Genomic DNA, 20516 nt, shown 5'->3' on the forward strand with positions numbered 1-20516 from the left:
CGGTCATTCCTCCCGCATCAGGGCCGCGCGCACTCGCGGCCACAGCAGGTTGAGCGCCAGGCCCGCCATCACCAGCGCGGCGGCCGCCAGCTTCCACGGCGGCAGCGATTCGCCCAGCCACAGCGCCGCGCCACCCATGCCGAACACCGGCACCAGCAAGGCCATCGGCGTGATCGTCGCTGCCGGGTGCCGCGCCAGCAGCCAGCCCCAGGCCGCGTAGCCGAACAGCGAATTCCCCCAGGACTGGTAGGCCACCGCGGCCCAGGTTGATGCGTCGGCCGCCCGCAGCGCGGCCGCGATCGCCTCCCAGCCCTCGAATAACAGCGACAGCGCAATCAGCGGCGGCACGGCGAAGGCGCTGGACCAGACCACGTAGGCGAGGATGTTGGCCGGCGCGCCCTGTTTTGCCGCGATGTTGCCGCCGGCCCAGGAAAGCGCCGCCAGCAGCACCAGCAGCAGCCCGAGCGGTGTCGTGCTGCCGTCGGTATGCAGGATGATGACCGCGATTCCCGCCGCCGCGAGCAGCAGCGCGAACCACTGGAAGCCGCGCACCCGTTCGCCGGCGAGGCGCATCGAGAGGCCGATGGTGAAGAACACCTGGATCTGGATCACCAGCGAGGCGAGGCCCGGCGAGACATGGCCGTTGATGGCGACATAGAGCACGCCGAACTGGCCGACCCCGATCAGCAAGCCATAGAGCGCGAGGTTGCCCAGCGGCACCGCCGGGCGCGCCAGGAAGAACAGGGCGGGGAAAAGCACGAGGCCGAAACGCAAGGCCGCGAACAGCAGCGGCGGCAGGTGCCCGAGGGCGAGTTTGATGACCACGAAATTGCTGCCCCAGACGGCGACCACGGCGAGCGCGAGCAGGAAGTGGCGCAGGGGAAGGGCGGCGGGCATGCGGGGATTGTCGCACGGGGGAATCCAGGTCGAGCGTCGCGGTGTTGAATCCAGCGGCCACCTGCATGCAAGGTCGGCATATCCATTCCCCATGCAATTCCGGTAGATTGCCGCCTTGGCCGGGAGTAATGCGATGCGGGGATCGATGTGTCGGTAACGAATGTCATCTGGAGCGTGCTGGCCTTGGGTGCCCTGCTGGTGGTTGGCTTGGCCCTGCGCGCCGAGCGCCGCCGCTTTGCCGCCCGCGGCAAAGCCGGGGCCTGGCTGGGGGTGCGGCTGGCCAGCCTGCCCATCGGCCTGCTCGCCGCCGCGGCGGTGTGGCTACCCGCGCGCGCCGTCAGCGGCCCGGAAGCGCTGGCGGCGTTCTACCTGCTGATGTTCTCGCTGGGACCGGTCGTTTATTTCGGCCTGCACTGGCTCGCCGGCCGCATCGCGAAGCCCGCCCTGAGCGCCGGCGAATCGGCGTCGATAGGGGGCAGCGGCCTGCTGGTGGTGATTCTCCCCGCGCTCCTGGCCAGCATGGCATCGCCATGGGTGTATCAACTGGGGCAGGGCGCGCAGCAGGCGCAGCGCGGCCTGGCGGCGGAATCGCCGCTCGCCCATCGCATCCAGGAGCGCGGGCGCTTTCTGTTGCCCGACATCGGCGAGGTGCTTGCCGAACAGTGGCAGGCGCCGCCCGGCGTCAAGGTCGAGCGCATCGAATGGGAACTGGGCGGCCAGTATCTGCAAACCGGCGACAGCACCGGCAGCATCCTGTGCCGCGACGGCGAGGATTTTCATGTCTTCCGCCTCGCCGCCGCCCCCGCCCCGCGCTGGCGCATGTATTGGCGGGATGCGGCAGCTAGCTTGCACCGTTCCGACTGGACATCGGCGCCAGCGGAGGCGACGACACAAGCCGCGTCCCTGGCCCCGCTCTGGACGCAGGACGGCTTTGCGTTTCCGGTCCGCATCCCGCGCAATTTCGTGACTATCGAACGGCGCTGGGCCACGGGCAAGGTGTTGCAGTCCAACGCACTGGATGGCCAGGCGCTCCCCGCTCCGACCGATACCTGCCTGTCGTCGCCCTATCGCAACCGCGATGCCGAATCGGTACTGTCGAAGGTGGACATCAGGATGTGGCTGCCCGATGCCAAGCGCATCGGGCTTGCCAGCTTCAGCCGGCCGGCGGAGTGAACGCGTGTGGCCGGGGTGCCGTCCCGCCGGCCGTCACCGGCAGGCCCGTGGCTCCGTCAGATTTTTGATTCCTCCGCCCCGGGCCTGCCAGCGCCGGCCTTCGCCGTTACCTGCACGCGAAGCGGAATTCCACGTACGCAAAGCAAGCCAGCGCCGACTTTCAATATCCAGTCGCCAGTCGTCGCAGACGATTTGCACTCCGGCTCGGGTCGGAATAGCCTGGCCAGAAGGCCGGTCATCGGAGATACACCATGAATACTTGGCGCGTGCAAGACGCCGAAGCCCGTTTCCACGAACTGCTGGATGCCTGTGTCAGCGAAGGTCCGCAGGTCGTCACGCGGCGCGGCGTGGAAACGGCCGTGCTGGTTCCCATCGCGGACTGGAAACGGCTGCGCGGTTCGGCGCGCCCGTCGCTGAAGGAACTGCTGCTGTCCGCCTCTGCCCGGTCGAACTTGGCGCTGCCGGCTTGCGGTAGGGCGAAACGCCGCTCCCCGCCCGCGCTTTGACGCTGGCTTGATTGCCGTGTCGCCTGCGCCGACTTTCAAGACGCTGCCCGCGTGGCGCGGACCAGGGGTCGACACAACTAATCCAATGGATTAGTATCGACCGATGCGGGTCACCGTTGCCGAACTGCCGGAATACATTCGTTGCGCCGAGCGCTTGCTTTCCGAAGTCGAACGCAAGGACGTAATCGACTATCTTTCGGCGCAGCCGAGAGCAGGCGACCTGATGCAAGGCACCGGCGGTGTGCGCAAGCTGCGCTGGGTGCGCGGCGGCAAGGGCAAGAGCGGTGGGGTGCGGGTGATCTACTATTTTCACAGCGACCGCATCCCGCTCTATTTGCTGACGATGTTCGGCAAAGGCGAAAAGGACAATCTGAGCAAGGCGGAACGCAACGAGCTGGCCGAACTGGTCGGTCTGCTCAAGCAACTGGCGGGAGACGAGATATGAGCAAGGCATTCGCAAGCATCAAGCAGGGGTTGCAGGAAGCCATCGCGCATCAGCAGGGCGGGCAAGCGGGCGTCAAGCTCCACGTGCCGCCGCAGGTCGACGTAAAGGAAGTGCGTCGCCGCACGGGCCTGACCCAGGCGGAATTCGCCGCCCGGTTCGCGATCAGTCTGGGCACGCTGCGCCATTGGGAACGCGGCGATCGTACGCCGCGAGGCACCGCATTGGTGCTGCTCAACATCATCGCGAAAGAACCGAAGACCGTCCTGCGTGCGCTGGAAGCGGCCTGACTGCCGTGTCGCCGGCGCCGACTTTAGCGGGAAAGGTGGGCGGCTATGCAAATTAAATGTGATGCTGACCCCAATTGCTCGACCCCAATTGCTCCTTCGATAGCGGAGAAGCGCCAGATCAGACGCTCCCCGGCCGGACACTGGAATTCATTGGTGGCGGCATCGTAAATGAAGTCTGCCTTGTCGAATCGTCCGTCCGCTTTGGCAGACGAGGTCATGGACTTTGGAACAATCGCTGTAATCCAAAACACGGGGTACATGAATCCAAGAACATTTGGCGCGGAACAGTACTCCCTTCACATGCTATTGGCAATTTTCAGGTAGTCCTGTCTAGGACGGCCATTTGCACCTAGCCCCTATCCCTGATTTGCCACCCCGCTGACCACATGCCCCGTCGGCACCAGCCGTGACGCCGGCTCGCAGTGTCGGGTCTGATCGTCGAAGAAGAAGTCGGGTTCGAATTCAGTGAGGAAGCGTGACTTCTCCAGGCCGCCGAGGAACATGGCTTCGTCGACTTCGACCTTCCATTCCATCAGGGTGCGGATCGCGCGTTCGTGGGCGGGGGCGCTGCGCGCGGTGACCAGCGCGGTGCGGATTTTCATCGGGCAGCCGGCGCTGTCGGCGCGCAGGCGGTGCAGGGCTTCGAGCAGGGGCAGGAATGGCCCCGGTGGCAACGGGTGCAGTGCGCGGCGTTCTTCGTGGTCCTGGAAGGCGGCGAGGCCCTGTTCCTGGAACACGCGCTCGGCCTCGTCGGAGAACAGCACGGCGTCGCCGTCGAAGGCGATGCGTACTTCCAGCGGGTGCTTCTCGGCTTCGGTCAGCGATGCCGCATACACGCGCGCGGCGGGGAAGCCGGCGTTGAGCGCTTCGCGCACGTCGGCCTCGTTGGCGGAAAGGAACAGGTTGGCGCCCAGCGGCTTGAGGTAGTGGAAGGGCGGCCGGCCGCGCGTGAACACGCCGCGTTCGAGTTCAAGGCCGGCGGCGCTGGCGGACTTGAAGATGCGCAGGCCCGAGACCGGGTCGTTGCGCGAGAGGATCACCACGGCGACGCGCTGGCGTTCCGGCGTGTTGAAGGCCAGCAGCTTCTGCACCAGCGGGAAGGCGACGCCGGGCCGCGCCGGCTGGTCCATGCGTTCCAGCTGCAAAGCCATGTAGGCGGAATCGTCCTGGTCCTCGAAGACCTGGTTTTCTTCCTCGAAATCGAACAGCGCGCGCGACGAGAGCGCGACGACGAGCTGGCCTTCGAGGCTGGCGGGCATCGTAATTTACCGCCCGCTCGGGCCCACCTTTGCGCCCCGCGTCTTCAGGCCGCTTCGAGATGTGCGAGCGGCATGTGATTGATTGCCAACTGGTGGATATCGGCACGTAGCGAAGCATGCTGCACGTCGATCCCGACCAGGGCGCCTGCCGCATCGTAATCCAGTACAACCCCATCCGCGACCTCGTCGGAGTCGACCGAAGGCCGCTCGGCCAGATGGATATAGAGCGAATCGGTCGCAGCATCGTAGTTGAGTTTCATGGCTTGAATCTCCTGTCGGGGAAAGCATTATGCAGCGTGACGCCATCCGGCAGCGTTACGACGCGCAGATGGCGTCCGAGTTCCTCAATCCATATTCAATAGCGCACGCGGCCGTCTTCGGACTGGACCTCGCGCCGTACCGGATTCCGTAGCGCCTCGATACACCACTCCAAACGAATGTATGGCCGCTTTTCCAACACGTCGTTCCGGAAGTAGTCAGTCATCGGCTGCATGCGGTCATGTTGCCGGCCATCTCCTGCCACGTCAAGCCAAACGCCGTGTCACCGGCGCCGACTTATCCCCGTGTGACAACCTATTCGTTGCTCCCATGGAGACGCTTGGCCTTGCTGCCTGCTTTCGGCGTGGTCGCATACATCTGCGTCATCCGCACCGTCTCGTCGGCGACACGTTGCCTCAGGTCGGGTGGGGCCAGCACTTCGACGTCGGCGCCGAACTTGAGGATGTCCATGATCAGCTCGCGATGGTCGGCGTAGGGAAACTCCAGCAGCCAGGAGCCGTCCGCCTCGTAGTTGCCCTTCTGCTTCGGATGCCAGGTTTCCTGCGCCACCCAGCGCGCGCGCTTGGGCGTGAAGCGCAACTTCGCGTGCTGCAGCTTGCGTCCGGAGAAGATGCCGTAGCCGGCGCCGAGCGCTTCGTCCAGGCTGCGATGCGAGACTTCGCGTGCCTTGGTTTCGATGAGCGTGGCCTCGCGGATGGAATCGAGGGCGAAGTTGCGGATGTCGTTGCGCAAGTGGCACCAGGCGTCGAGGTACCAGTTCTCGCGGTAATACACCAGGCGCTGCGGCGAGACTTCGCGCTCGGTGGTTTCGCCGCTGCCGCGGGCGAAGTAGGTGATGGCGAGGCGCTTCCTGCGCAGGAGCGCGGCGCCGACTTTCTCGAAATGCGCGAGCTTGAGGTCACGCTTGCCCAGGCCCACGATCAGCACGCGGCGGCGGATTTCCTCGGCGGTGTTCTCGGCGCTGCCGAGCAGGCTGTTGAGCCGCGCGATCAGCGGCTGGATGTGCGGCGTCAGTATGCCGCCGGGATCGAGGTCGGTCAGCAGGTGCTGCATGGTCAGGAGCGCATGCACTTCGCCGGAGTTGAACCAGAGGCCGGGCAGTTCGTACTGCGCGCCGGCCTCGGCGTGCGGCGTGTCGAAGCGGTAGCCGCCAGCGTCCCTGTCCCAGACGATGGGGGCGTTGAGCCGGTTGCGCATGTACTCGAGGTCGCGCTTCAGCGTGGCGCGCGAGACTTCCAGCGCTGACATGAGGTCAGCAAAAGGCACCAGCTTCCGGTCGTGGATCATCTGGTCGATCTTGTAGAAGCGCTCAGTGCGATCCATGGCGGTTCTCGCTGATGAATTGGCGGAAGTGGTCGAGGCGGCGTTGATGGATCACGCCGCTGGCGACGGCGGCCTTGATCGCACAGTCGGGCTCGGCCTGATGCTGGCAGTCGCGGAAGCGGCACTGGCCGAGGAAGGGACGGAACTCGGCGAAGCCGAATTCGATTTCCTGCGGCGTCAGGTGCTTCAAGCCGAACTCCTGCAGGCCGGGGCTGTCGATCAGGGTGCCGCCCGGGCATGTGTCACTGGGCAGTTTGTAGAGCCGGGCGTAGGTGGTGGTGTGCTTGCCCGAATCGAGCGCGGTCGATAGCTCGCGGGTGGGCGCAGCGGCGCCGGGCACCAGGGCGTTGGTCAGGGTGGATTTGCCCATGCCGGATTGGCCGACCAGCACCGAGCATTCGCCCGCCAGCAGCGGCAGCAGCGGTGAGGCGTCGAGCTTGGCGGAGAGTTCGACGACGCGGCAGCCGAGCGCGACGAAGGGCGCCAGCAACTTCCTTGCGGCCGGCAGCGCGGCGGCAAGGTCGCTCTTGTTGAGGACGATGGTGGTGTGCAGGCCTTGATGCTCGGCGGCGACCAGCGCGCGACTGAGCAGCATGTCGGAAAACGAGGGATCGGTGGCGACCACCAGCAGCAATTGCGTGGCGTTGGCGGCGATCAGCTTTTCGCGGTAGGCGTCGCTGCGGTAGAGCAGGCTGCGCCGCGGCGCATGCCCGGTGATCTGGCCGTCGGCGCTGAGCTCGACTTCGTCGCCGACGGCGAAGGGGCTTTTCTTGCCGCGCGGGAAGCCCGTGGCGAGCGTGCCGTCGGCGAGTTCGATTTCATAGTGCCGGCCGAAGGCGGCGACGATGGTTCCGCGCCTGAGCAGTGGCTTGCTCAACGAGCGTTACAGGGTGAGCAGCGCATCGATCTTCGCCGCACAGATGAAGTCGTTTTCGGAGAGGCCGTCGATCGCGTGCGTGGTGTAGCTGACGGTGCACTGGCCCCAGCCGACGGCGAGGTCGGGATGGTGGTCCTCGCGGTGCGAGATCCAGGCCGTGGCGTTAACGAAGGCCATGGTCTCGTGGTAGTTCTTGAACTTGAAGGTCTTGCTGATGACGCCGCCCTGGCGCTGCCAGCCGTCGAGCGTGGCGAGCAGGGTTGCGGACTCTTCATCGGTGAGTGGCGGCACGCCGCCCTCGCAGGGCTTGCACTTGCCCTTGGATAAATCGCAGACCATGGTCATGGCATTTCCTTTACGCGGAATGCAGCCGCGCAATGCGCTGGCTGGCGGGTGGGTGGGAATCGTGGAACAGCGAATGCAGCGGGTCGGGGGTCAGTGTCGCGGCATTGTCGCGGTAGAGCTTGACCAGCGCGGCGACGAGGTCGGATGCGGCGGTCTGTTGCGCGGCGTAAGCGTCGGCTTCGTACTCGTGCTTGCGCGACAGGGCCGAGGTCAGCGGCGCCAGCGGGAAGAGGAACACCGGCAGCACCATGGAGAACAGCAGCAGGCCCATCGCCGTACCGCCAGCGCCGACTCCCAGCCCGGCAAAGAACCACGGCTGGTCGATCAGTTGCCCAAGCAGCCAGAGGAAGGCCAGGCTGAGCACGCCGGAGAGGGCGATGCGCTTGATCACGTGGCGATGCTTGAAGTGCCCGAGCTCATGCGCCAGCACGGCTTCGATTTCCTGCGGCGCGAGCTTTTCCAGCAGCGTGTCGAAGAACACGATGCGCTTGGCGCGGCCGAAGCCGGTGAAGTAGGCGTTGCCGTGCGCCGAGCGCTTCGAACCGTCCATGACGAACAGACCCGAGGAGGTGAAGCCGCAGCGCGTCAGCAGGGTCTCGATGCGTTGCTTGAGCGATGCGTCTTCCAGCGGCGTGAACTTGTTGAACAGCGGCGCGATCACCGTCGGGTAGAGGAACAGCACCAGCAGGTTGGTGCCCAGCCAGACCAGCCAGACGTAGAGCCACCAGTGTTTCCCCATCGCCTCCATCAGCCACAGCACGGCGAACAGCAGCGGGCCGCCGATCAGTACGGTGAGCGCCGCGCCCTTGGCCAGGTCGGCGAACCACAGCGGCCAGGTGAGTTTGTTGAAGCCGAAGCGCGCTTCGATGCGGAAGGTGCGATACAGGCTGGCGGGCAGGCCGATGAAGAAGCCGAGCACGCCGACGCAGGCGAACAACGCGAGGCCGTGCAGATAGCCGCCGCCGAGCAGTGTGCGCAGCGCCTGGTCGATCATGCCGAGCACGCCGCCGATGGTCAGTACCAGCAGCACGACGGTGTCGACGGCGATTTCCAGCATGCCGACGCGCACCTTGGCCACGGTGTAGTCGGCGGCCTTGCGATGATCGGCCAGCTCGATGCGGCCGGCGAAGTCGGGCGGCACCTGCTCGCGATGCACGATGACATGGCGCAGATGCCGCATGTCGAGCCAGAGCCGCAAGGCCGTGGACATGGCGAGGGCCAGCAAAAAAATCAGCGTGAATTGGGATGGGGTCATGGTTGGTGGTTGGCTGTGCCAGAATGCGGGCTACGCAAGCACAGGCGGTGGAAAATTATGGCACAGGATCAGAACGCGCTCGTCTGGCTGGACATGGAAATGACCGGCCTCAATCCCGACGGTGATCGGATCATCGAACTGGCGATGGTCGTCACCAACTCCAATCTCGACATCGTGGCGGAGGCGCCGACCTGGGTGGTGCATCAGTCCGACGCCGTGCTCGATGGCATGGACGAGTGGAATCGCAACACCCACGGCCGTTCCGGCCTGACGCAGCGGGTCAAGGATTCGATCATGGACGAGGTCGAGGTCGAGGCGCAGGCGCTGGAATTTTTGCGGCGCCACGTGCCGCGCCAGGCGACGCCGATGTGTGGCAATTCGATTTGCCAGGACCGGCGCTTCATGGCGCGCTACATGCCGAAACTCGAGGACTGGTTCCATTACCGCAACCTCGACGTGTCGACGCTCAAGGAATTGTGCAAGCGCTGGAAGCCCGAAGTGGCGAAGGGTTTGAAGAAGCATGGCCGGCACGAGGCGCTGGCGGATATTCTCGAGTCGATCGACGAGCTCAAGTATTACCGCGAGCATTTCCTGAAAATCTAGTCGGCGCGGCGATACAGCCGTAGCCGTTCGCTCTTGTCGCCGGGGCGCGAGGTTTCGCGGACCAGCGTCCAGCCCGGCAGGTCCTTCTCGGTGCGTGGCGTGGCCTGCGCGATCAGGTAGCGGCAGTCCTTGGCGCGGCTGCTGCCGACGGTGCGGATGCCGTTGAAGTAATCGAGCGAGGCGCGCTGCGCCAAGCCGAGGCCGCGCCGGGCGATGCAACCGGGATGCGCGCCCAGCGTCTCGCGCAAGTCGGCGCTGGCGCTACGGTAAGTCTTGCCATAGTCGATCCACGGCAGCCAGAGCGCCATCAGCAGCACCCAGATGGTGGTCAGCCCGACGCTCCAGCGCGCCGCCGCGCGCCAGGGCGAGCGCGGCGTGCGCAGCATGACCGCGATCCAGCAGACCGTCGCCGCGATGGCCAGCACGATGGCAATGGTGGAGGCCTCGGCGACGAAGCCGGGGGCGGGTTTGCTGAAGTTCTTGGCGACGCGCGCCGGTTCGCCGGTCAGCATGGCAATGCCGCCCAGCCAGATCTGCGCGGCGACCAGCGTGAAGGTCATCATGCCGAACCAGTCGAAGGCGTTGGCCGCGCCGCGCCGCAGCCGACTGGCGCCGGCCGCCGCCAGCAGGGTGAGCGGCACGAGGGCCGGCATCAGCGCGGTCGGCCTCGGCACGTCGGCAAAAAACGCCAGCAGGGCGACCAGCGTTGCGGCGAGCGGCAGCACGGTTTGCGGCTTGAGCAGATGCCGGCGCTCCAGCCACAGGCTCCACAGCGCCAGGGGCAGCACCGGCCAGCTGGCCCATGCCAGCAGTTCGAGGTGGTTGCGACTGAAGCCTCCACGCAAGCCGAGGCTGGCCAGCTCCGCGTTCCACCAGACCTCGAACAGGCTGGGGGCCTGTTGCTGCAACAGCCAGGGCCACGGCAGGATCAGGAGCAGGGCGAGGGATGCGGCTGCGAGCCAGGCGATCAGGCTGCCGCGTATCCGCCACGCCGGATGCAGCGCAAGGATCAAGCCTGCCGCCAGGGAAATGACGACGCTGTCGAGGCCGGCGCCGAGGAAGCCGACGCCCAGCCCTGCGCCGAAGATCGCTCCGCCCCGCAGCGGCGCTTGCCGCCAGGTGGACAGGCCCCAGAGCGCAATGATGGAACCGGTCATCGCGACGATGGCGGGCTGGGCTTCGTGCAGTGGCACCAGCAGGCCAAGCGTGCCGATGGCGAGCAAGGGGGCGGCCAGTGCGGCGCTGGCACCGAGCAGTTGCCCCGCCATGCGCGAAAGGATGGCCAGGAAGGCGGCGCCGAACAGGACCGAAGCGAGGCGGGCGGCATCGTGCCAGGGCAGCAGCCATCCCAGCAGCTTGCCGCAAAGGGCGGCGACCCAGTGATACAGCGGCGGCGAAACCAGCCAGGGGTCGCCCGCGATGCGCGGCACCAGCCAGTCGCCGCCGGCCATGCCGTAGGCAACGCCAAGGTGGAGGACATCATCCACTTTCCACGGATCGTGGCCCACGACGCCGGCCAGCAGCCAGATGGCGCAGAGCAAAATCACGCCATACCGGGCCAGGCTTGGCGCGGGGGCAGGGTTGCGGTCGGTCAGGTCAGGCACGTTTGAAGATTACCAGTCCCGGCAAAAAGAAAAGGCAGCCCGAAAGCTGCCTTTTCTGGATACGGTTGGCTTTGAAGCAGATCAGGCGGCCTTCTTGCCATACTTCTGGCGGAAGCGCTCGACGCGGCCGGCGGTATCGACGATCTTCTGCTTGCCGGTGTAGAACGGATGGCAGGCGGAGCAGACTTCGATGTGCAGCGGCTTGACGCTGGTGGAGCGGGTAGTGAACTTGTTGCCGCAGCTGCAGGTCACTTCGATATCTGCGTAGTTCGGGTGAATTGCGTCTTTCATTTCATTGTCCTTTCTTTGCAAGCGCGGCTCGTGGCTTTGGCGAACCGACAGAGCCGGGCATTATCCGCTAATTTTCAACTATATGCAATCAGCGCTGGCGCATGGCGTCGAAGAACTCGCCGTTGTTCTTGGTGGCCTTGACCTTGTCCAGCAGGAATTCCATGGCTTCCATGTCATCCATGTTGTACAGGAGCTTCCTCAGGATCCACATCTTCTGCAGCACGGCCGGAACCAGCAGCAGTTCCTCGCGCCGCGTGCCGGAGCGATTGACGTTGATCGCCGGATAGACGCGCTTCTCGGCCATCTTGCGGTCGAGGTGGATTTCCATGTTGCCGGTGCCCTTGAATTCCTCGTAGATCACGTCGTCCATGCGCGAGCCGGTTTCGATCAGCGCGGTGGCGATGATGGTCAGCGAGCCGCCTTCCTCGATGTTGCGCGCGGCGCCGAAGAAGCGCTTGGGCTTTTGCAGGGCGTTGGCGTCGACGCCGCCGGTGAGCACCTTGCCGGAAGCGGGCTGCACGGTGTTGTAGGCGCGGGCCAGGCGGGTGATCGAGTCGAGCAGGATCACCACGTCGCGTTTGTGTTCGACCAGGCGCTTGGCCTTTTCGATGACCATTTCCGCCACCTGGACGTGGCGCGTGGCCGGTTCGTCGAAGGTCGAGGCCACCACTTCGCCCTTGACGGTGCGCAGCATTTCGGTGACTTCCTCGGGGCGTTCGTCGATCAGCAGGACGATCAGCGTGACGTCGGGATGGTTGGCGGTGATGGCGTGGGCAATGTGCTGCATCATCACCGTCTTGCCGCTCTTCGGGCTGGCGACCAGCAGGCCGCGCTGGCCCTTGCCGATCGGGGCGATCATGTCGATGATGCGGCTGGTGATGTTTTCCTCGCTGCGGGTGTCGCGTTCAAGCAGCATGTGCTCGGTGGGATGCAGCGGCGTCAGGTTCTCGAACAGGATCTTGTGCTTCGCCGCTTCGGGGGATTCGCCATTGACCTTGTCTACCTTGACCAGGGCGAAATAGCGCTCGCCTTCCTTGGGTGAGCGGATTTCGCCTTCGATGGTGTCGCCGGAACGCAGGTTGAAACGGCGCACCTGGCTCGGGCTGATGTAGATGTCGTCGGTGCTGGCGAGGTAGGACTCCTCGGGAGCGCGCAGGAAGCCGAAGCCGTCGGGCAGGATTTCCAGCACGCCGTCGCCGAAGATGGTTTCGCCTTTCTTTCCCTGGTTCTTCAGCAGCGCATAGATCAGTTCCTGCTTGCGCAGCCGGTTGGCGCCTTCGATGTTGTTGGCGGCCGCCATCTCCAGCAATTGGCTGACATGATGGGCTTTGAGCTCGGATAGGTGCATGGACGACCTGCGCAGAAATCCCGGCGGGGAGCGCCGGAACATGGGGAACTAAGGGATGAACTCAGGAAAGAATTCGATCAGGAGGGGAATCGAATCGGCGCCAACAAGGCGTGGCCGCCTGTCTTGCTCTTCAGCGGCCCGGAAATCAGACTCCGGGTCGCAATGTAACGGGATCAGAGATTGCTGTCAATAAACGCGGTCAGCTGCGATTTGGACAGGGCGCCGACCTTTTGCGCCTCGACATTGCCGCCCTTGAACAGCAGCAGCGTCGGGATGCCGCGGATGCCGAACTCGCCGGGAACCTTGGGATTGTCGTCGATGTTCAGCTTGGCCACGCGCAGCTTGCCGGAATAATCCTTGGCCACTTCGTCGAGAATGGGGGCGATCATCTTGCAGGGGCCGCACCACTCGGCCCAGAAGTCGACCAGGGTCGGAAGCGCTGCGTCGAGCACTTCCGCTTTGAAAGTACTGTCGGTGACGTGGTGAATATGTTCGCTCATGGATTCCTCGGGGGTTTTTGTTCCGGTTGCCGCATCTGTCGGTGTGCGGCGGGATGAATTGCGGCGACCGCAGTCGCATGCATGAGCGAATCCTAGCAAAAAAAATCGGCCGTGGCGAACTGCGCCGCGTGTCAATGGCGCACGGCGATGGTACATTGTTCGCTGAACTTGGAGCCCGATCATGACCTACGTTGTCACCGAAGCCTGCGTCAAATGCAAATACACGGATTGCGTGGATGTCTGCCCCGTGGATTGTTTCCATGAAGGGCCGAATTTTCTCGTCATCGATCCCGAGGAATGCATCGATTGCACTTTGTGCGTTGCCGAGTGTCCGGTCGAGGCGATTTTTGCCGAGGATGACGTGCCGGCCGGACAGGAGCACTTCACGGCACTGAATGCCGAGCTGGCGAAGAAATGGCCGGTCATCATCGAGCGCAAGGAACCCCTGGCCGATGCCGACGAATGGGCGAAGAAGACGGACAAGCTCAGCCTGCTGGAGCGCTGAGAATCCATGTCGGGCAATACTTTCGGTTCTCTTTTCCGCGTCACTTCATTCGGTGAATCCCACGGTCCGGCGATCGGCTGCGTAGTCGACGGCTGCCCGCCGGGCATGGAAATCTCGGCAGCGGAAATCCAGCTGGAACTGGACCGGCGCAAGCCGGGAACCTCGCGCCATGTCACCCAGCGCCGCGAATCGGACACGGTCGAGATACTCTCCGGCGTTTTCGAAGGCCGTACCACCGGCGCGCCGATCGGCCTCCTGATCCGCAACGAGGATCAGCGCAGCAAGGACTACGGCAATATTGCCGAAACCTTCCGTCCCGGCCATGCCGACTACACCTACTGGCAGAAATACGGCATCCGCGATCATCGCGGCGGCGGCCGTTCCTCGGCACGCGAGACGGCGGTGCGGGTTGCCGCCGGCGCCATCGCCAGGAAGTGGCTGCAACAGCGCTACGGCGTGACGGTGCGAGGCTGGATGAGCCGGTTGGGCAGCATCGATATTCCGTGGCAGGACGAAGCCGCGATCGACACAAATCCGTTCTTCGTCGCCAATGCCGAAATTGTTCCGCAGCTGGAGGACTACATGGACGCCCTGCGCAAATCGGGCGATTCCATCGGCGCGGAAATAACCGTGGTGGCGCGTGGGGTGCCGGTCGGCTGGGGCGACCCGGTGTATGACCGCATCGATGCCGACATCGCCTACGCCATGATGGGCATCAATGCCGTCAAGGGCGTCGAAATCGGCGCCGGCTTCGCTTCGGTGACGCAAAAGGGCAGCGAACACGGCGACGAACTGACGCCCGAGGGTTTCCTCGGCAACAATGCGGGCGGAATACTGGGCGGCATCTCGACCGGGCAGGACGTGGTGGTGCGGATGGCGGTGAAGCCGACCTCGAGCATTCGCCTGCCGCGGCGGACCATCAATCTCGCGGGCGAACCGGCAATGATCGAAACCCACGGCCGCCACGATCCCTGTGTCGGCATTCGCGCCACGCCGATTGCCGAAGCCATGCTGGCGCTGGTGCTGATCGACGCCGCCCTGCATCATCGCGCCCAGTGTGCCGATGTCGAATGCACGACCCCGAGGATTCCGGCCCGGCCGATAGTAAAATAATCGCTGAACTGAATCGAATCGGACTGGAATCGCAATGAACGTTGATCACCACGACCTGCATCACGAATTTCCCGAATACGCCGAAGCCATCCATGGCCTCAAGATCAGCAGCAAGCACTTTGCTCGCCTGTTCGACGAGTACCACGCGCTGACCTCGAAGGTGGAGGCGCTGGAAGATAATGGCTCGCCCGTGGCCGACACGGAACTGGAAGGCATGAAGAAGCAGCGCCTGAAGCTCAAGGACGAGCTTTACGCCATGCTCAAGGCCGGCAAGGCCTAGGCAACAGGCAGGTCCGCGGTAGCGTAGCCGCCGATCGCGGTTGGCGGGATACTCCATGGGGCCGCGCCTCTCTGCCTGGTACTTCTGGTACTTCGCCTTCATCGGCGCCTTCCTGCCGTATTTCGCCCTCTACCTGCAATCCATCGGGCTTTCCGCCGGCCGCATCGCGGTGCTGATGTCGCTCGGGCAGTTCATGCGCCTGCTGGCGCCCCTGCTCTGGAGCTGGCTGGCCGACAGCGGCGGCAGGCGCGTGCGCATTGTCGTTGCGTCGAGTGCGGCTGCGCTGGCCAGTTTTTCGGCGGTGTTCCTGACCCAGGATTTTGTCGGCCTGCTGATCGGCATGGCGATCCTGCATTTCTTCTGGAGCGCATCGCTGCCGCTGGTCGAGGCGCTGACCCTGGGGCATCTGGCAGCCCACCCGGAACGCTACGGCCGCATCCGGCTCTGGGGTTCGGTCGGCTTCATCGTCACCGTGCTGGGGGTCGGCTTCCTGCTCGACATTGCGCCGATCCGATCCCAGCTCTGGGTCAGCTGGGCTTTGCTGCTGGGCACGCTGCTCAGTGCGCTGACGCTGCGCGAAGTGAAAGAGCCTGCGGGGCAGGTCGCCGCTCCGATTCTGGATGTGTTGCGCCAGCGCAAGGTCGTGTTCCTGCTGGGTGCCGGCCTGTTCATGACGGCGGCGCATGGCGCGCTCTATGTTTTCTACTCGATTCATCTGGTGGCGCAGGGCTACGGCAAGAGCCTGGTCGGACTGCTGTGGACCCTGGGCGTGGTGGCCGAGATATTCGTGTTCCTGCTGATGCCGCGAATTTCGCTGCGGGTTTCGATGCGGCAGATCCTGCTGGCCTGCTTCGCCCTGGCGGTCTTGCGCTTCATGCTGATCGGCTGGGCGGTCGAGGTCATCGGCCTTCTGGTTTTCGCACAGTTGCTGCATGGCGCCAGCTTTGGCGCGCATCATGCGGCAACCATGGCGGCGCTCAATCGCTGGTTCGTGGCCGGCCAGCAGGCGCGGGCGCAGGCGCTCTATGGCAGCATCGCCTATGGCGCCGGTGGCCTGGGCGGTGCGCTGCTGGCCGGCGCCTTGTGGGAAAGCGCCGGTGCCGGAATCACGTTCAGCGCGGCGTCGGCGCTGGCCCTGATCGGCTTGATTCTGATCTGGCGCGGCGTTCCGGGTGATTCGGCGGGCGCGGCTGTGCGATAATCGCACGTCCACGCTGACGCTTTCGAAATCATGTCAAGAACGCTTTACGAGAAACTCTGGGACAGCCATGTCGTCCATGTCGAGGAAGACGGCACGGCCCTGCTCTACATCGACCGCCATCTGGTGCATGAAGTCACCAGCCCGCAGGCCTTCGAAGGCCTGAAACTGGCCGGACGCAAGCCCTGGCGCATTTCGTCCATCGTCGCCACGGCCGACCACAACACGCCGACTTCGCATTGGGAGCTCGGCATCCAGGACCCGATCTCGCGCCAGCAGGTGGAAACCCTCGATGCCAACATTCGCGAAGTCGGCGCGCTCGCCTATTTCCCGTTCAAGGACAAGCGACAGGGCATTGTGCACGTGGTCGGCCCGGAAAACGGCGCCACGCTGCCCGGGATGACGGTGGTTTGCGGCGATTCGCATACCTCGACGCACGGCGCGTTTGCCTGCCTCGCGCATGGCATCGGCACTTCCGAAGTCGAGCATGTACTGGCGACGCAATGCCTGTTGCAGAAGAAGTCGAAGACCATGCTGGTCAGGGTCGAGGGCAAAGTCGGCGCTGGCGTTACGGCGAAAGACATCGTGCTGGCGCTGATCGGGCGCATCGGCACGGCCGGCGGCACCGGTTACGCCATTGAATTCGGCGGCGAGGCGATTCGCGCGCTGTCGATGGAAGGCCGCATGACGGTGTGCAACATGGCGATCGAGGCCGGTGCCCGGGTCGGTTTTGTTGCCGCGGACGAGACCACCATCGCCTACCTCAAGGGCCGCAACTTTGCACCCAAGGGCGACGACTGGGACAAGGCTGTGGCCGTTTGGCGCACGCTGGTGTCCGACGCCGATGCGAAGTTCGATGCGGTAGTCGAGATGGACGCCCGCCAGATCGTGCCGCAGGTGACCTGGGGCACTTCGCCGGAAATGGTGGCGGGAATTGACGGCACGGTGCCGGCGCCCGAGGATTTCAGCGATCCGATCAAGAGCGAAGGCGTCGCGCGCGCGCTGCAGTACATGGGTCTGACGCCGCGCATGCGCATCGACCAGATTCCGATCGACAAGGTGTTTATCGGCTCCTGCACCAATTCCCGCATCGAGGACCTGCGTGCGGCGGCGGCGGTGGCCAGGGGTCGCACGGTTGCCGCCAACGTCAAGCTGGCGCTGGTGGTGCCGGGATCGGGGTTGATCAAGGAGCAGGCCGAAGCCGAGGGGCTCGACAAGATATTCATCGCCGCCGGCTTCGAGTGGCGGCAGCCGGGTTGTTCGATGTGCCTGGCGATGAACGACGATCGCCTGAATCCCGGAGAGCGCTGCGCCTCGACCTCGAACCGCAATTTTGAAGGGCGGCAGGGTGCCGGCGGCAGAACGCATCTGGTCAGTCCCGCCATGGCGGCGGCGGCGGCGATTGCCGGCCGCTTTGCCGATGTTCGTCAATTGTCATAAGGAGATAACCCATGTCCCGCGTACTCATCGTTTCCGTCCTGATGCTGGTCCTGTCGGCCTGCAATACCGTGCAAGGCATCGGCAAGGACGTCAAGAAGGGCGGCGAAGTCATCGAGAAGTCGGCCAAGTAATGGAGAAGTTCGTTCGGCTCGATGGCCTCGTGGCGCCGCTTGACCGCGCCAATGTCGATACCGACGCCATCATCCCCAAGCAGTTCCTCAAGTCGATCAAGCGCTCGGGCTTCGGCCCCAACGCGTTCGACGAGTGGCGCTACATGGACCATGGCGAGCCGGGGCAGGATTGCACGAAGCGGATCCGGAATCCCAATTTCGTGCTGAATCAGGAACGCTATCAAGGCGCTTCGATCCTGCTCGCACGCAGCAACTTCGGTTGCGGCTCGTCGCGCGAACATGCGCCATGGGCGCTGCACGACTTCGGCTTTCGCGCCATCATCGGCGAATCCTTTGCCGACATATTCTTCAACAACTGCTTCAAGAACGGGCTGCTGCCCATCGTCCTGCCGAAGGCCGAGATCGATGCGCTGTTCGGCCTTACCGAACATTCGCCCGGCTATCGCCTCACCATCGATCTGCCCGGGCAGCGGGTAGTGCGCCCCGACGGTCACGCGATTCCCTTCGAGGTCGATGCCTTCCGCAAGGAATGCCTGCTCAACGGTTGGGACGACATCGGCCTGACCCTGCGTCACGCCGAGAAGATCCGCGAGTTCGAGACACGGCGCCGCGCCGAGCAACCCTGGTTATTTTCCTAGAGGATTTTCAATGAAGATTTGTGTTCTGCCCGGCGACGGCATCGGGCCGGAAATCATCGCGGAGGCGGTTCGCGTGCTGAAGGCACTCGATCTCAAGATCGAGATGGAGGAAGCCCTGCTCGGCGGCTGTGCGGTGGATGCGACCGGCAGTCCCTATCCGGATGCCACCCAGAAATTGGCGCTGGCGGCCGACGCCGTGCTGCTCGGCGCCGTCGGTGGTCCCCAATGGGACAACAATCCGCGCGAACAGCGGCCCGAGCGCGGCTTGCTCGGCATACGCAAGCAGCTCGGATTGTTCGCCAACCTGCGTCCGGCGATCCTGTATCCGGAACTCGCCAACGCATCCACGCTCAAGCCTGAAGTGGTGGCGGGGCTGGACATCCTGATCGTGCGCGAGTTGACGGGCGACATCTACTTCGGCCAGCCGCGCGGCATCGAAGTACGAAATGGCGAGCGCTTCGGCTTCAACACCATGCATTACACCGAGAGCGAAATTCGTCGCATCCTGCGGGTGGCTTTCGAGGCAGCAAAGAAGCGCAATCGCAAGGTCTGCTCGGTGGACAAGATGAACGTGCTGGAATGCACCCAGCTGTGGCGGGATGTGGCGATCGAGACCGGACGCGAGTATCCGGACGTCGAGCTTTCGCACATGCTGGTCGACAACGCGGCGATGCAGCTGGTGAAGAACCCCAAGCAGTTCGACGTCATGGTGACCGGCAACATGTTCGGTGACATCCTCTCGGACGAGGCTTCGATGCTCACCGGCTCGATCGGCATGCTGCCCTCGGCCTCGCTGGATGCCAACAACAAGGGGCTTTACGAGCCTTCGCATGGCTCGGCGCCGGACATCGCCGGCAAGGGCGTCGCCAATCCCCTGGCGACAATCCTTTCGGCGGCCATGATGCTGCGCTACACTTTCGCCAACGAGGATGCTGCCGGGCGCATTGAGACCGCCGTGAAGAAAGTCCTTGCACAGGGCTTCCGCACTGGCGACATTTACGAACCGGGCATGAAGAAGGTCGGTACCCGGGCAATGGGTGACGCAGTACTCGCGGCACTGTAATTCGAAACGAGAGAGTGATGATGAAGCGTGTAGGTCTGGTCGGTTGGCGTGGCATGGTGGGTTCGGTCCTGATGCAGCGGATGCGTGAGGAGAATGATTTCGCCCTGATCGAGCCGGTGTTTTTCACCACCTCGAACCCCGGCGGCAAGGCGCCGGAGTTCGCGGTCGGAGCGCCGCCGCTCAAGGATGCAAAGAACATCGATGAACTGAAGAAGCTGGACATCATCATCAGCTGTCAGGGCGGCGACTACACCAACGACGTCTTCCCCAAGCTGCGCGAAGGCGGCTGGAAGGGCCACTGGATCGACGCGGCATCCAGCTTGCGCATGAAGGACGACACCGTGATCATCCTCGACCCGGTGAACCTCGACGTGATCGAGGCGAGTCTGGCCAGGGGCGGGCGCAACTGGATCGGCGGCAACTGCACGGTGAGCCTGATGATGATGGCCCTGGGCGGCCTGTTCAAGGCGGGGCTGATCGAGTGGATGACCTCGATGACCTATCAGGCGGCATCCGGCGCCGGCGCGCAGAACATGCGGGAACTGTTGACGCAGATGGGTGAGACGCATCGCGTGGTGAAGAACCTGCTCGACGACCCGGCGTCGGCGATCCTCGACATCGACCGCGAGGTCGCCGGCATCCTGCGCGACGAGAGTTTCCCCACGGCCAACTTCGGCGTGCCGCTGGCCGGCTCGCTGATTCCCTGGATCGACAAGGATCTCGGCAACGGCCAGAGCCGCGAGGAATGGAAGGGGCAGGCCGAAACCAACAAGATTCTCGGCCGCACCGCCACCCCGATTCCGGTCGATGGCCTCTGTGTGCGCATCGGTGCCATGCGTTGCCATTCGCAGGCGCTGACCATCAAGCTGACCAGGGATGTGCCGCTGGACGAGATCAACGGCATCCTTGCGGCGCACAACGACTGGGTCAAGGTGGTGCCCAACCAGCGCGAAGTCACCCTGAAGGAACTGACGCCGACCGCCGTTACCGGGACCTTGAGCGTGCCGGTGGGTCGTCTGCGCAAGCTCGGCATGGGACCGCAGTATTTGTCGGCCTTTACCGTGGGTGACCAGCTTCTCTGGGGCGCCGCGGAACCCTTGCGGCGCATGTTGCGCCTGTTGTTGCGCTGATGCCGCGCGCCGGATGCGACCGGAAT

Annotated in this window: 26 protein-coding genes and 1 pseudogene; 14 read left to right on the plus strand and 13 right to left on the minus strand. The window is 64.4% G+C overall.

Annotated elements, in window-relative coordinates; all coding sequences use genetic code 11:
- Positions 1 to 3: 3 nt before the first annotated feature.
- Positions 4 to 897 (minus strand): EamA family transporter, encoded by an 894-nt coding sequence (locus tag SUTH_RS06325; protein ID WP_041097962.1) that lies wholly within the window; start codon positions 895 to 897, stop codon positions 4 to 6.
- Between the two features lie 321 nt (positions 898 to 1218).
- Positions 1219 to 1677: a hypothetical protein gene (locus SUTH_RS20335; RefSeq protein ID WP_408054958.1), complete on the minus strand. Its 459-nt coding sequence runs from the start codon at positions 1675 to 1677 to the stop codon at positions 1219 to 1221.
- 183 nt (positions 1678 to 1860) lie between these two features.
- Between SUTH_RS20335 and SUTH_RS20340 the strand changes: the two genes are divergently transcribed.
- From SUTH_RS20340 to SUTH_RS06345, 4 genes are all read left to right on the plus strand, one after another.
- Positions 1861 to 2070 (plus strand): hypothetical protein, encoded by a 210-nt coding sequence (locus SUTH_RS20340; RefSeq protein ID WP_408054959.1) that lies wholly within the window; start codon positions 1861 to 1863, stop codon positions 2068 to 2070.
- Positions 2071 to 2321: 251 nt separating this feature from the next.
- Positions 2322 to 2576, plus strand: coding sequence for a type II toxin-antitoxin system Phd/YefM family antitoxin (locus tag SUTH_RS06335; RefSeq protein WP_041097964.1), 255 nt, complete (start codon positions 2322 to 2324; stop codon positions 2574 to 2576).
- 103 nt (positions 2577 to 2679) lie between these two features.
- Positions 2680 to 3021 (plus strand): type II toxin-antitoxin system RelE/ParE family toxin, encoded by a 342-nt coding sequence (locus SUTH_RS06340; RefSeq protein WP_041097966.1) that lies wholly within the window; start codon positions 2680 to 2682, stop codon positions 3019 to 3021.
- Positions 3018 to 3308, plus strand: coding sequence for a helix-turn-helix domain-containing protein (locus SUTH_RS06345; protein WP_041097968.1), 291 nt, complete (start codon positions 3018 to 3020; stop codon positions 3306 to 3308). Before SUTH_RS06340 ends, SUTH_RS06345 begins: the two co-directional genes overlap by 4 nt.
- 95 nt (positions 3309 to 3403) lie before the next feature.
- Here SUTH_RS06345 and SUTH_RS19860 read toward each other — a convergent pair.
- The 7 genes and pseudogenes from SUTH_RS19860 to SUTH_RS06380 all read right to left on the minus strand — a co-directional run.
- A pseudogene (locus tag SUTH_RS19860) lies at positions 3404 to 3550 on the minus strand (IS5/IS1182 family transposase); the annotation flags it as partial.
- A 114-nt stretch (positions 3551 to 3664) separates the two neighbouring features.
- Positions 3665 to 4567: a 5'-nucleotidase gene (locus SUTH_RS06355; protein ID WP_041097972.1), complete on the minus strand. Its 903-nt coding sequence runs from the start codon at positions 4565 to 4567 to the stop codon at positions 3665 to 3667.
- Positions 4568 to 4611: 44 nt separating this feature from the next.
- The gene (locus SUTH_RS06360) at positions 4612 to 4827 is read right to left on the minus strand and encodes a DUF2283 domain-containing protein (RefSeq protein WP_041097974.1); all 216 of its coding nucleotides are present in this window, start codon (positions 4825 to 4827) and stop codon (positions 4612 to 4614) included.
- Positions 4828 to 5140: 313 nt separating this feature from the next.
- A complete protein-coding gene (locus tag SUTH_RS06365; RefSeq protein WP_052473349.1) occupies positions 5141 to 6169 on the minus strand; it encodes a helix-turn-helix transcriptional regulator in 1029 nt (342 codons plus the stop codon).
- Positions 6156 to 7046: a ribosome small subunit-dependent GTPase A gene (gene rsgA, locus SUTH_RS06370; RefSeq protein ID WP_041097976.1), complete on the minus strand. Its 891-nt coding sequence runs from the start codon at positions 7044 to 7046 to the stop codon at positions 6156 to 6158. The genes SUTH_RS06365 and rsgA overlap by 14 nt, the downstream gene beginning before the upstream one ends.
- Positions 7047 to 7052: 6 nt before the next feature.
- Complete coding sequence (locus SUTH_RS06375) at positions 7053 to 7391, minus strand: 4a-hydroxytetrahydrobiopterin dehydratase (RefSeq protein WP_148312866.1); 339 nt, start codon at positions 7389 to 7391, stop codon at positions 7053 to 7055.
- Between the two features lie 10 nt (positions 7392 to 7401).
- A complete protein-coding gene (locus SUTH_RS06380) occupies positions 7402 to 8646 on the minus strand; it encodes a M48 family metallopeptidase (RefSeq protein ID WP_041097978.1) in 1245 nt (414 codons plus the stop codon).
- Positions 8647 to 8703: 57 nt separating this feature from the next.
- Between SUTH_RS06380 and orn the strand changes: the two genes are divergently transcribed.
- Entirely contained in the window at positions 8704 to 9249 is a 546-nt protein-coding gene (orn, locus tag SUTH_RS06385) for an oligoribonuclease (RefSeq protein WP_041097980.1), read from the plus strand.
- Here the strand turns inward: orn and SUTH_RS06390 are convergent.
- The 4 genes from SUTH_RS06390 to trxA all read right to left on the minus strand — a co-directional run bounded on the left by SUTH_RS06390 (position 9246) and on the right by trxA (position 12992).
- The gene (locus tag SUTH_RS06390; protein WP_148312867.1) at positions 9246 to 10853 is read right to left on the minus strand and encodes an ArnT family glycosyltransferase; all 1608 of its coding nucleotides are present in this window, start codon (positions 10851 to 10853) and stop codon (positions 9246 to 9248) included. The two genes, orn and SUTH_RS06390, sit on opposite strands and share 4 nt — an antisense overlap.
- 81 nt (positions 10854 to 10934) lie before the next feature.
- Positions 10935 to 11144 (minus strand): 50S ribosomal protein L31, encoded by a 210-nt coding sequence (gene rpmE, locus SUTH_RS06395; RefSeq protein ID WP_041097984.1) that lies wholly within the window; start codon positions 11142 to 11144, stop codon positions 10935 to 10937.
- A gap of 88 nt (positions 11145 to 11232) precedes the next feature.
- The gene (gene rho / locus SUTH_RS06400; protein WP_041097986.1) at positions 11233 to 12492 is read right to left on the minus strand and encodes a transcription termination factor Rho; all 1260 of its coding nucleotides are present in this window, start codon (positions 12490 to 12492) and stop codon (positions 11233 to 11235) included.
- A 173-nt stretch (positions 12493 to 12665) separates the two neighbouring features.
- On the minus strand, positions 12666 to 12992 hold the full coding sequence (trxA, locus tag SUTH_RS06405) for a thioredoxin TrxA (RefSeq protein WP_041097988.1): 327 nt from the start codon (positions 12990 to 12992) through the stop codon (positions 12666 to 12668).
- A gap of 181 nt (positions 12993 to 13173) precedes the next feature.
- On the opposite strand from trxA, the gene fdxA reads away from it, so the two are divergent.
- The 9 genes from fdxA to asd are packed head-to-tail and all read left to right on the plus strand — an operon-like array spanning position 13174 to position 20490.
- Positions 13174 to 13497 carry a ferredoxin FdxA gene (fdxA, locus tag SUTH_RS06410; RefSeq protein WP_041097990.1) on the plus strand — a complete coding sequence of 108 codons (324 nt, stop codon included), beginning with the start codon at positions 13174 to 13176 and terminating at the stop codon, positions 13495 to 13497.
- A gap of 6 nt (positions 13498 to 13503) precedes the next feature.
- On the plus strand, positions 13504 to 14610 hold the full coding sequence (aroC, locus tag SUTH_RS06415; protein WP_041097992.1) for a chorismate synthase: 1107 nt from the start codon (positions 13504 to 13506) through the stop codon (positions 14608 to 14610).
- Between the two features lie 34 nt (positions 14611 to 14644).
- Positions 14645 to 14890 (plus strand): YdcH family protein, encoded by a 246-nt coding sequence (locus tag SUTH_RS06420; protein ID WP_041097994.1) that lies wholly within the window; start codon positions 14645 to 14647, stop codon positions 14888 to 14890.
- A 55-nt stretch (positions 14891 to 14945) separates the two neighbouring features.
- Positions 14946 to 16091, plus strand: coding sequence for an MFS transporter (locus SUTH_RS06425; RefSeq protein ID WP_041097996.1), 1146 nt, complete (start codon positions 14946 to 14948; stop codon positions 16089 to 16091).
- 30 nt (positions 16092 to 16121) lie between these two features.
- Positions 16122 to 17528, plus strand: a complete 1407-nt coding sequence (gene leuC, locus SUTH_RS06430) for a 3-isopropylmalate dehydratase large subunit (RefSeq protein ID WP_171817326.1) — start codon at positions 16122 to 16124, stop codon at positions 17526 to 17528.
- 41 nt (positions 17529 to 17569) lie between these two features.
- Positions 17570 to 17659, plus strand: coding sequence for an entericidin A/B family lipoprotein (locus SUTH_RS18775; RefSeq protein ID WP_408054969.1), 90 nt, complete (start codon positions 17570 to 17572; stop codon positions 17657 to 17659).
- Positions 17659 to 18297: a 3-isopropylmalate dehydratase small subunit gene (leuD, locus tag SUTH_RS06435; RefSeq protein ID WP_041098000.1), complete on the plus strand. Its 639-nt coding sequence runs from the start codon at positions 17659 to 17661 to the stop codon at positions 18295 to 18297. The genes SUTH_RS18775 and leuD overlap by 1 nt, the downstream gene beginning before the upstream one ends.
- Before the next feature lie 10 nt (positions 18298 to 18307).
- Positions 18308 to 19360, plus strand: a complete 1053-nt coding sequence (leuB, locus tag SUTH_RS06440) for a 3-isopropylmalate dehydrogenase (protein WP_041098001.1) — start codon at positions 18308 to 18310, stop codon at positions 19358 to 19360.
- Between the two features lie 20 nt (positions 19361 to 19380).
- Positions 19381 to 20490, plus strand: coding sequence for an aspartate-semialdehyde dehydrogenase (asd, locus tag SUTH_RS06445; protein ID WP_041101832.1), 1110 nt, complete (start codon positions 19381 to 19383; stop codon positions 20488 to 20490).
- Positions 20491 to 20516 lie beyond the last annotated feature (26 nt).

The sequence above is a fragment of the Sulfuritalea hydrogenivorans sk43H genome, from assembly GCF_000828635.1.
Classification (GTDB): domain Bacteria; phylum Pseudomonadota; class Gammaproteobacteria; order Burkholderiales; family Rhodocyclaceae; genus Sulfuritalea; species Sulfuritalea hydrogenivorans.

Excerpts from the sequence above, each read along its gene's own strand:
- orn (WP_041097980.1), top strand. The coding sequence starts at position 8,704 with ATGGCACAGGATCAGAACGCGCTCGTCTGGCTGGACATGGAAATGACC.
- SUTH_RS06380 (WP_041097978.1), bottom strand. The coding sequence starts at position 8,646 with ATGACCCCATCCCAATTCACGCTGATTTTTTTGCTGGCCCTCGCCATG.
- leuB (WP_041098001.1), top strand. The coding sequence starts at position 18,308 with ATGAAGATTTGTGTTCTGCCCGGCGACGGCATCGGGCCGGAAATCATC.
- rho (WP_041097986.1), bottom strand. The coding sequence starts at position 12,492 with ATGCACCTATCCGAGCTCAAAGCCCATCATGTCAGCCAATTGCTGGAG.
- leuD (WP_041098000.1), top strand. The coding sequence starts at position 17,659 with ATGGAGAAGTTCGTTCGGCTCGATGGCCTCGTGGCGCCGCTTGACCGC.
- rpmE (WP_041097984.1), bottom strand. The coding sequence starts at position 11,144 with ATGAAAGACGCAATTCACCCGAACTACGCAGATATCGAAGTGACCTGC.
- SUTH_RS06360 (WP_041097974.1), bottom strand. The coding sequence starts at position 4,827 with ATGAAACTCAACTACGATGCTGCGACCGATTCGCTCTATATCCATCTG.
- aroC (WP_041097992.1), top strand. The coding sequence starts at position 13,504 with ATGTCGGGCAATACTTTCGGTTCTCTTTTCCGCGTCACTTCATTCGGT.
- leuC (WP_171817326.1), top strand. The coding sequence starts at position 16,122 with ATGTCAAGAACGCTTTACGAGAAACTCTGGGACAGCCATGTCGTCCAT.
- SUTH_RS18775 (WP_408054969.1), top strand. The coding sequence starts at position 17,570 with ATGCTGGTCCTGTCGGCCTGCAATACCGTGCAAGGCATCGGCAAGGAC.
- asd (WP_041101832.1), top strand. The coding sequence starts at position 19,381 with ATGAAGCGTGTAGGTCTGGTCGGTTGGCGTGGCATGGTGGGTTCGGTC.
- SUTH_RS06365 (WP_052473349.1), bottom strand. The coding sequence starts at position 6,169 with ATGGATCGCACTGAGCGCTTCTACAAGATCGACCAGATGATCCACGAC.
- SUTH_RS06420 (WP_041097994.1), top strand. The coding sequence starts at position 14,645 with ATGAACGTTGATCACCACGACCTGCATCACGAATTTCCCGAATACGCC.
- SUTH_RS06375 (WP_148312866.1), bottom strand. The coding sequence starts at position 7,391 with ATGACCATGGTCTGCGATTTATCCAAGGGCAAGTGCAAGCCCTGCGAG.
- trxA (WP_041097988.1), bottom strand. The coding sequence starts at position 12,992 with ATGAGCGAACATATTCACCACGTCACCGACAGTACTTTCAAAGCGGAA.
- SUTH_RS06345 (WP_041097968.1), top strand. The coding sequence starts at position 3,018 with ATGAGCAAGGCATTCGCAAGCATCAAGCAGGGGTTGCAGGAAGCCATC.
- fdxA (WP_041097990.1), top strand. The coding sequence starts at position 13,174 with ATGACCTACGTTGTCACCGAAGCCTGCGTCAAATGCAAATACACGGAT.
- SUTH_RS06425 (WP_041097996.1), top strand. The coding sequence starts at position 14,946 with ATGGGGCCGCGCCTCTCTGCCTGGTACTTCTGGTACTTCGCCTTCATC.
- SUTH_RS06325 (WP_041097962.1), bottom strand. The coding sequence starts at position 897 with ATGCCCGCCGCCCTTCCCCTGCGCCACTTCCTGCTCGCGCTCGCCGTG.
- SUTH_RS06355 (WP_041097972.1), bottom strand. The coding sequence starts at position 4,567 with ATGCCCGCCAGCCTCGAAGGCCAGCTCGTCGTCGCGCTCTCGTCGCGC.
- SUTH_RS20335 (WP_408054958.1), bottom strand. The coding sequence starts at position 1,677 with ATGAAAATCCTCGCCGTCGCGGCACAGGATGCTGCCGGTGCTGTCGCC.
- SUTH_RS06340 (WP_041097966.1), top strand. The coding sequence starts at position 2,680 with ATGCGGGTCACCGTTGCCGAACTGCCGGAATACATTCGTTGCGCCGAG.
- SUTH_RS06335 (WP_041097964.1), top strand. The coding sequence starts at position 2,322 with ATGAATACTTGGCGCGTGCAAGACGCCGAAGCCCGTTTCCACGAACTG.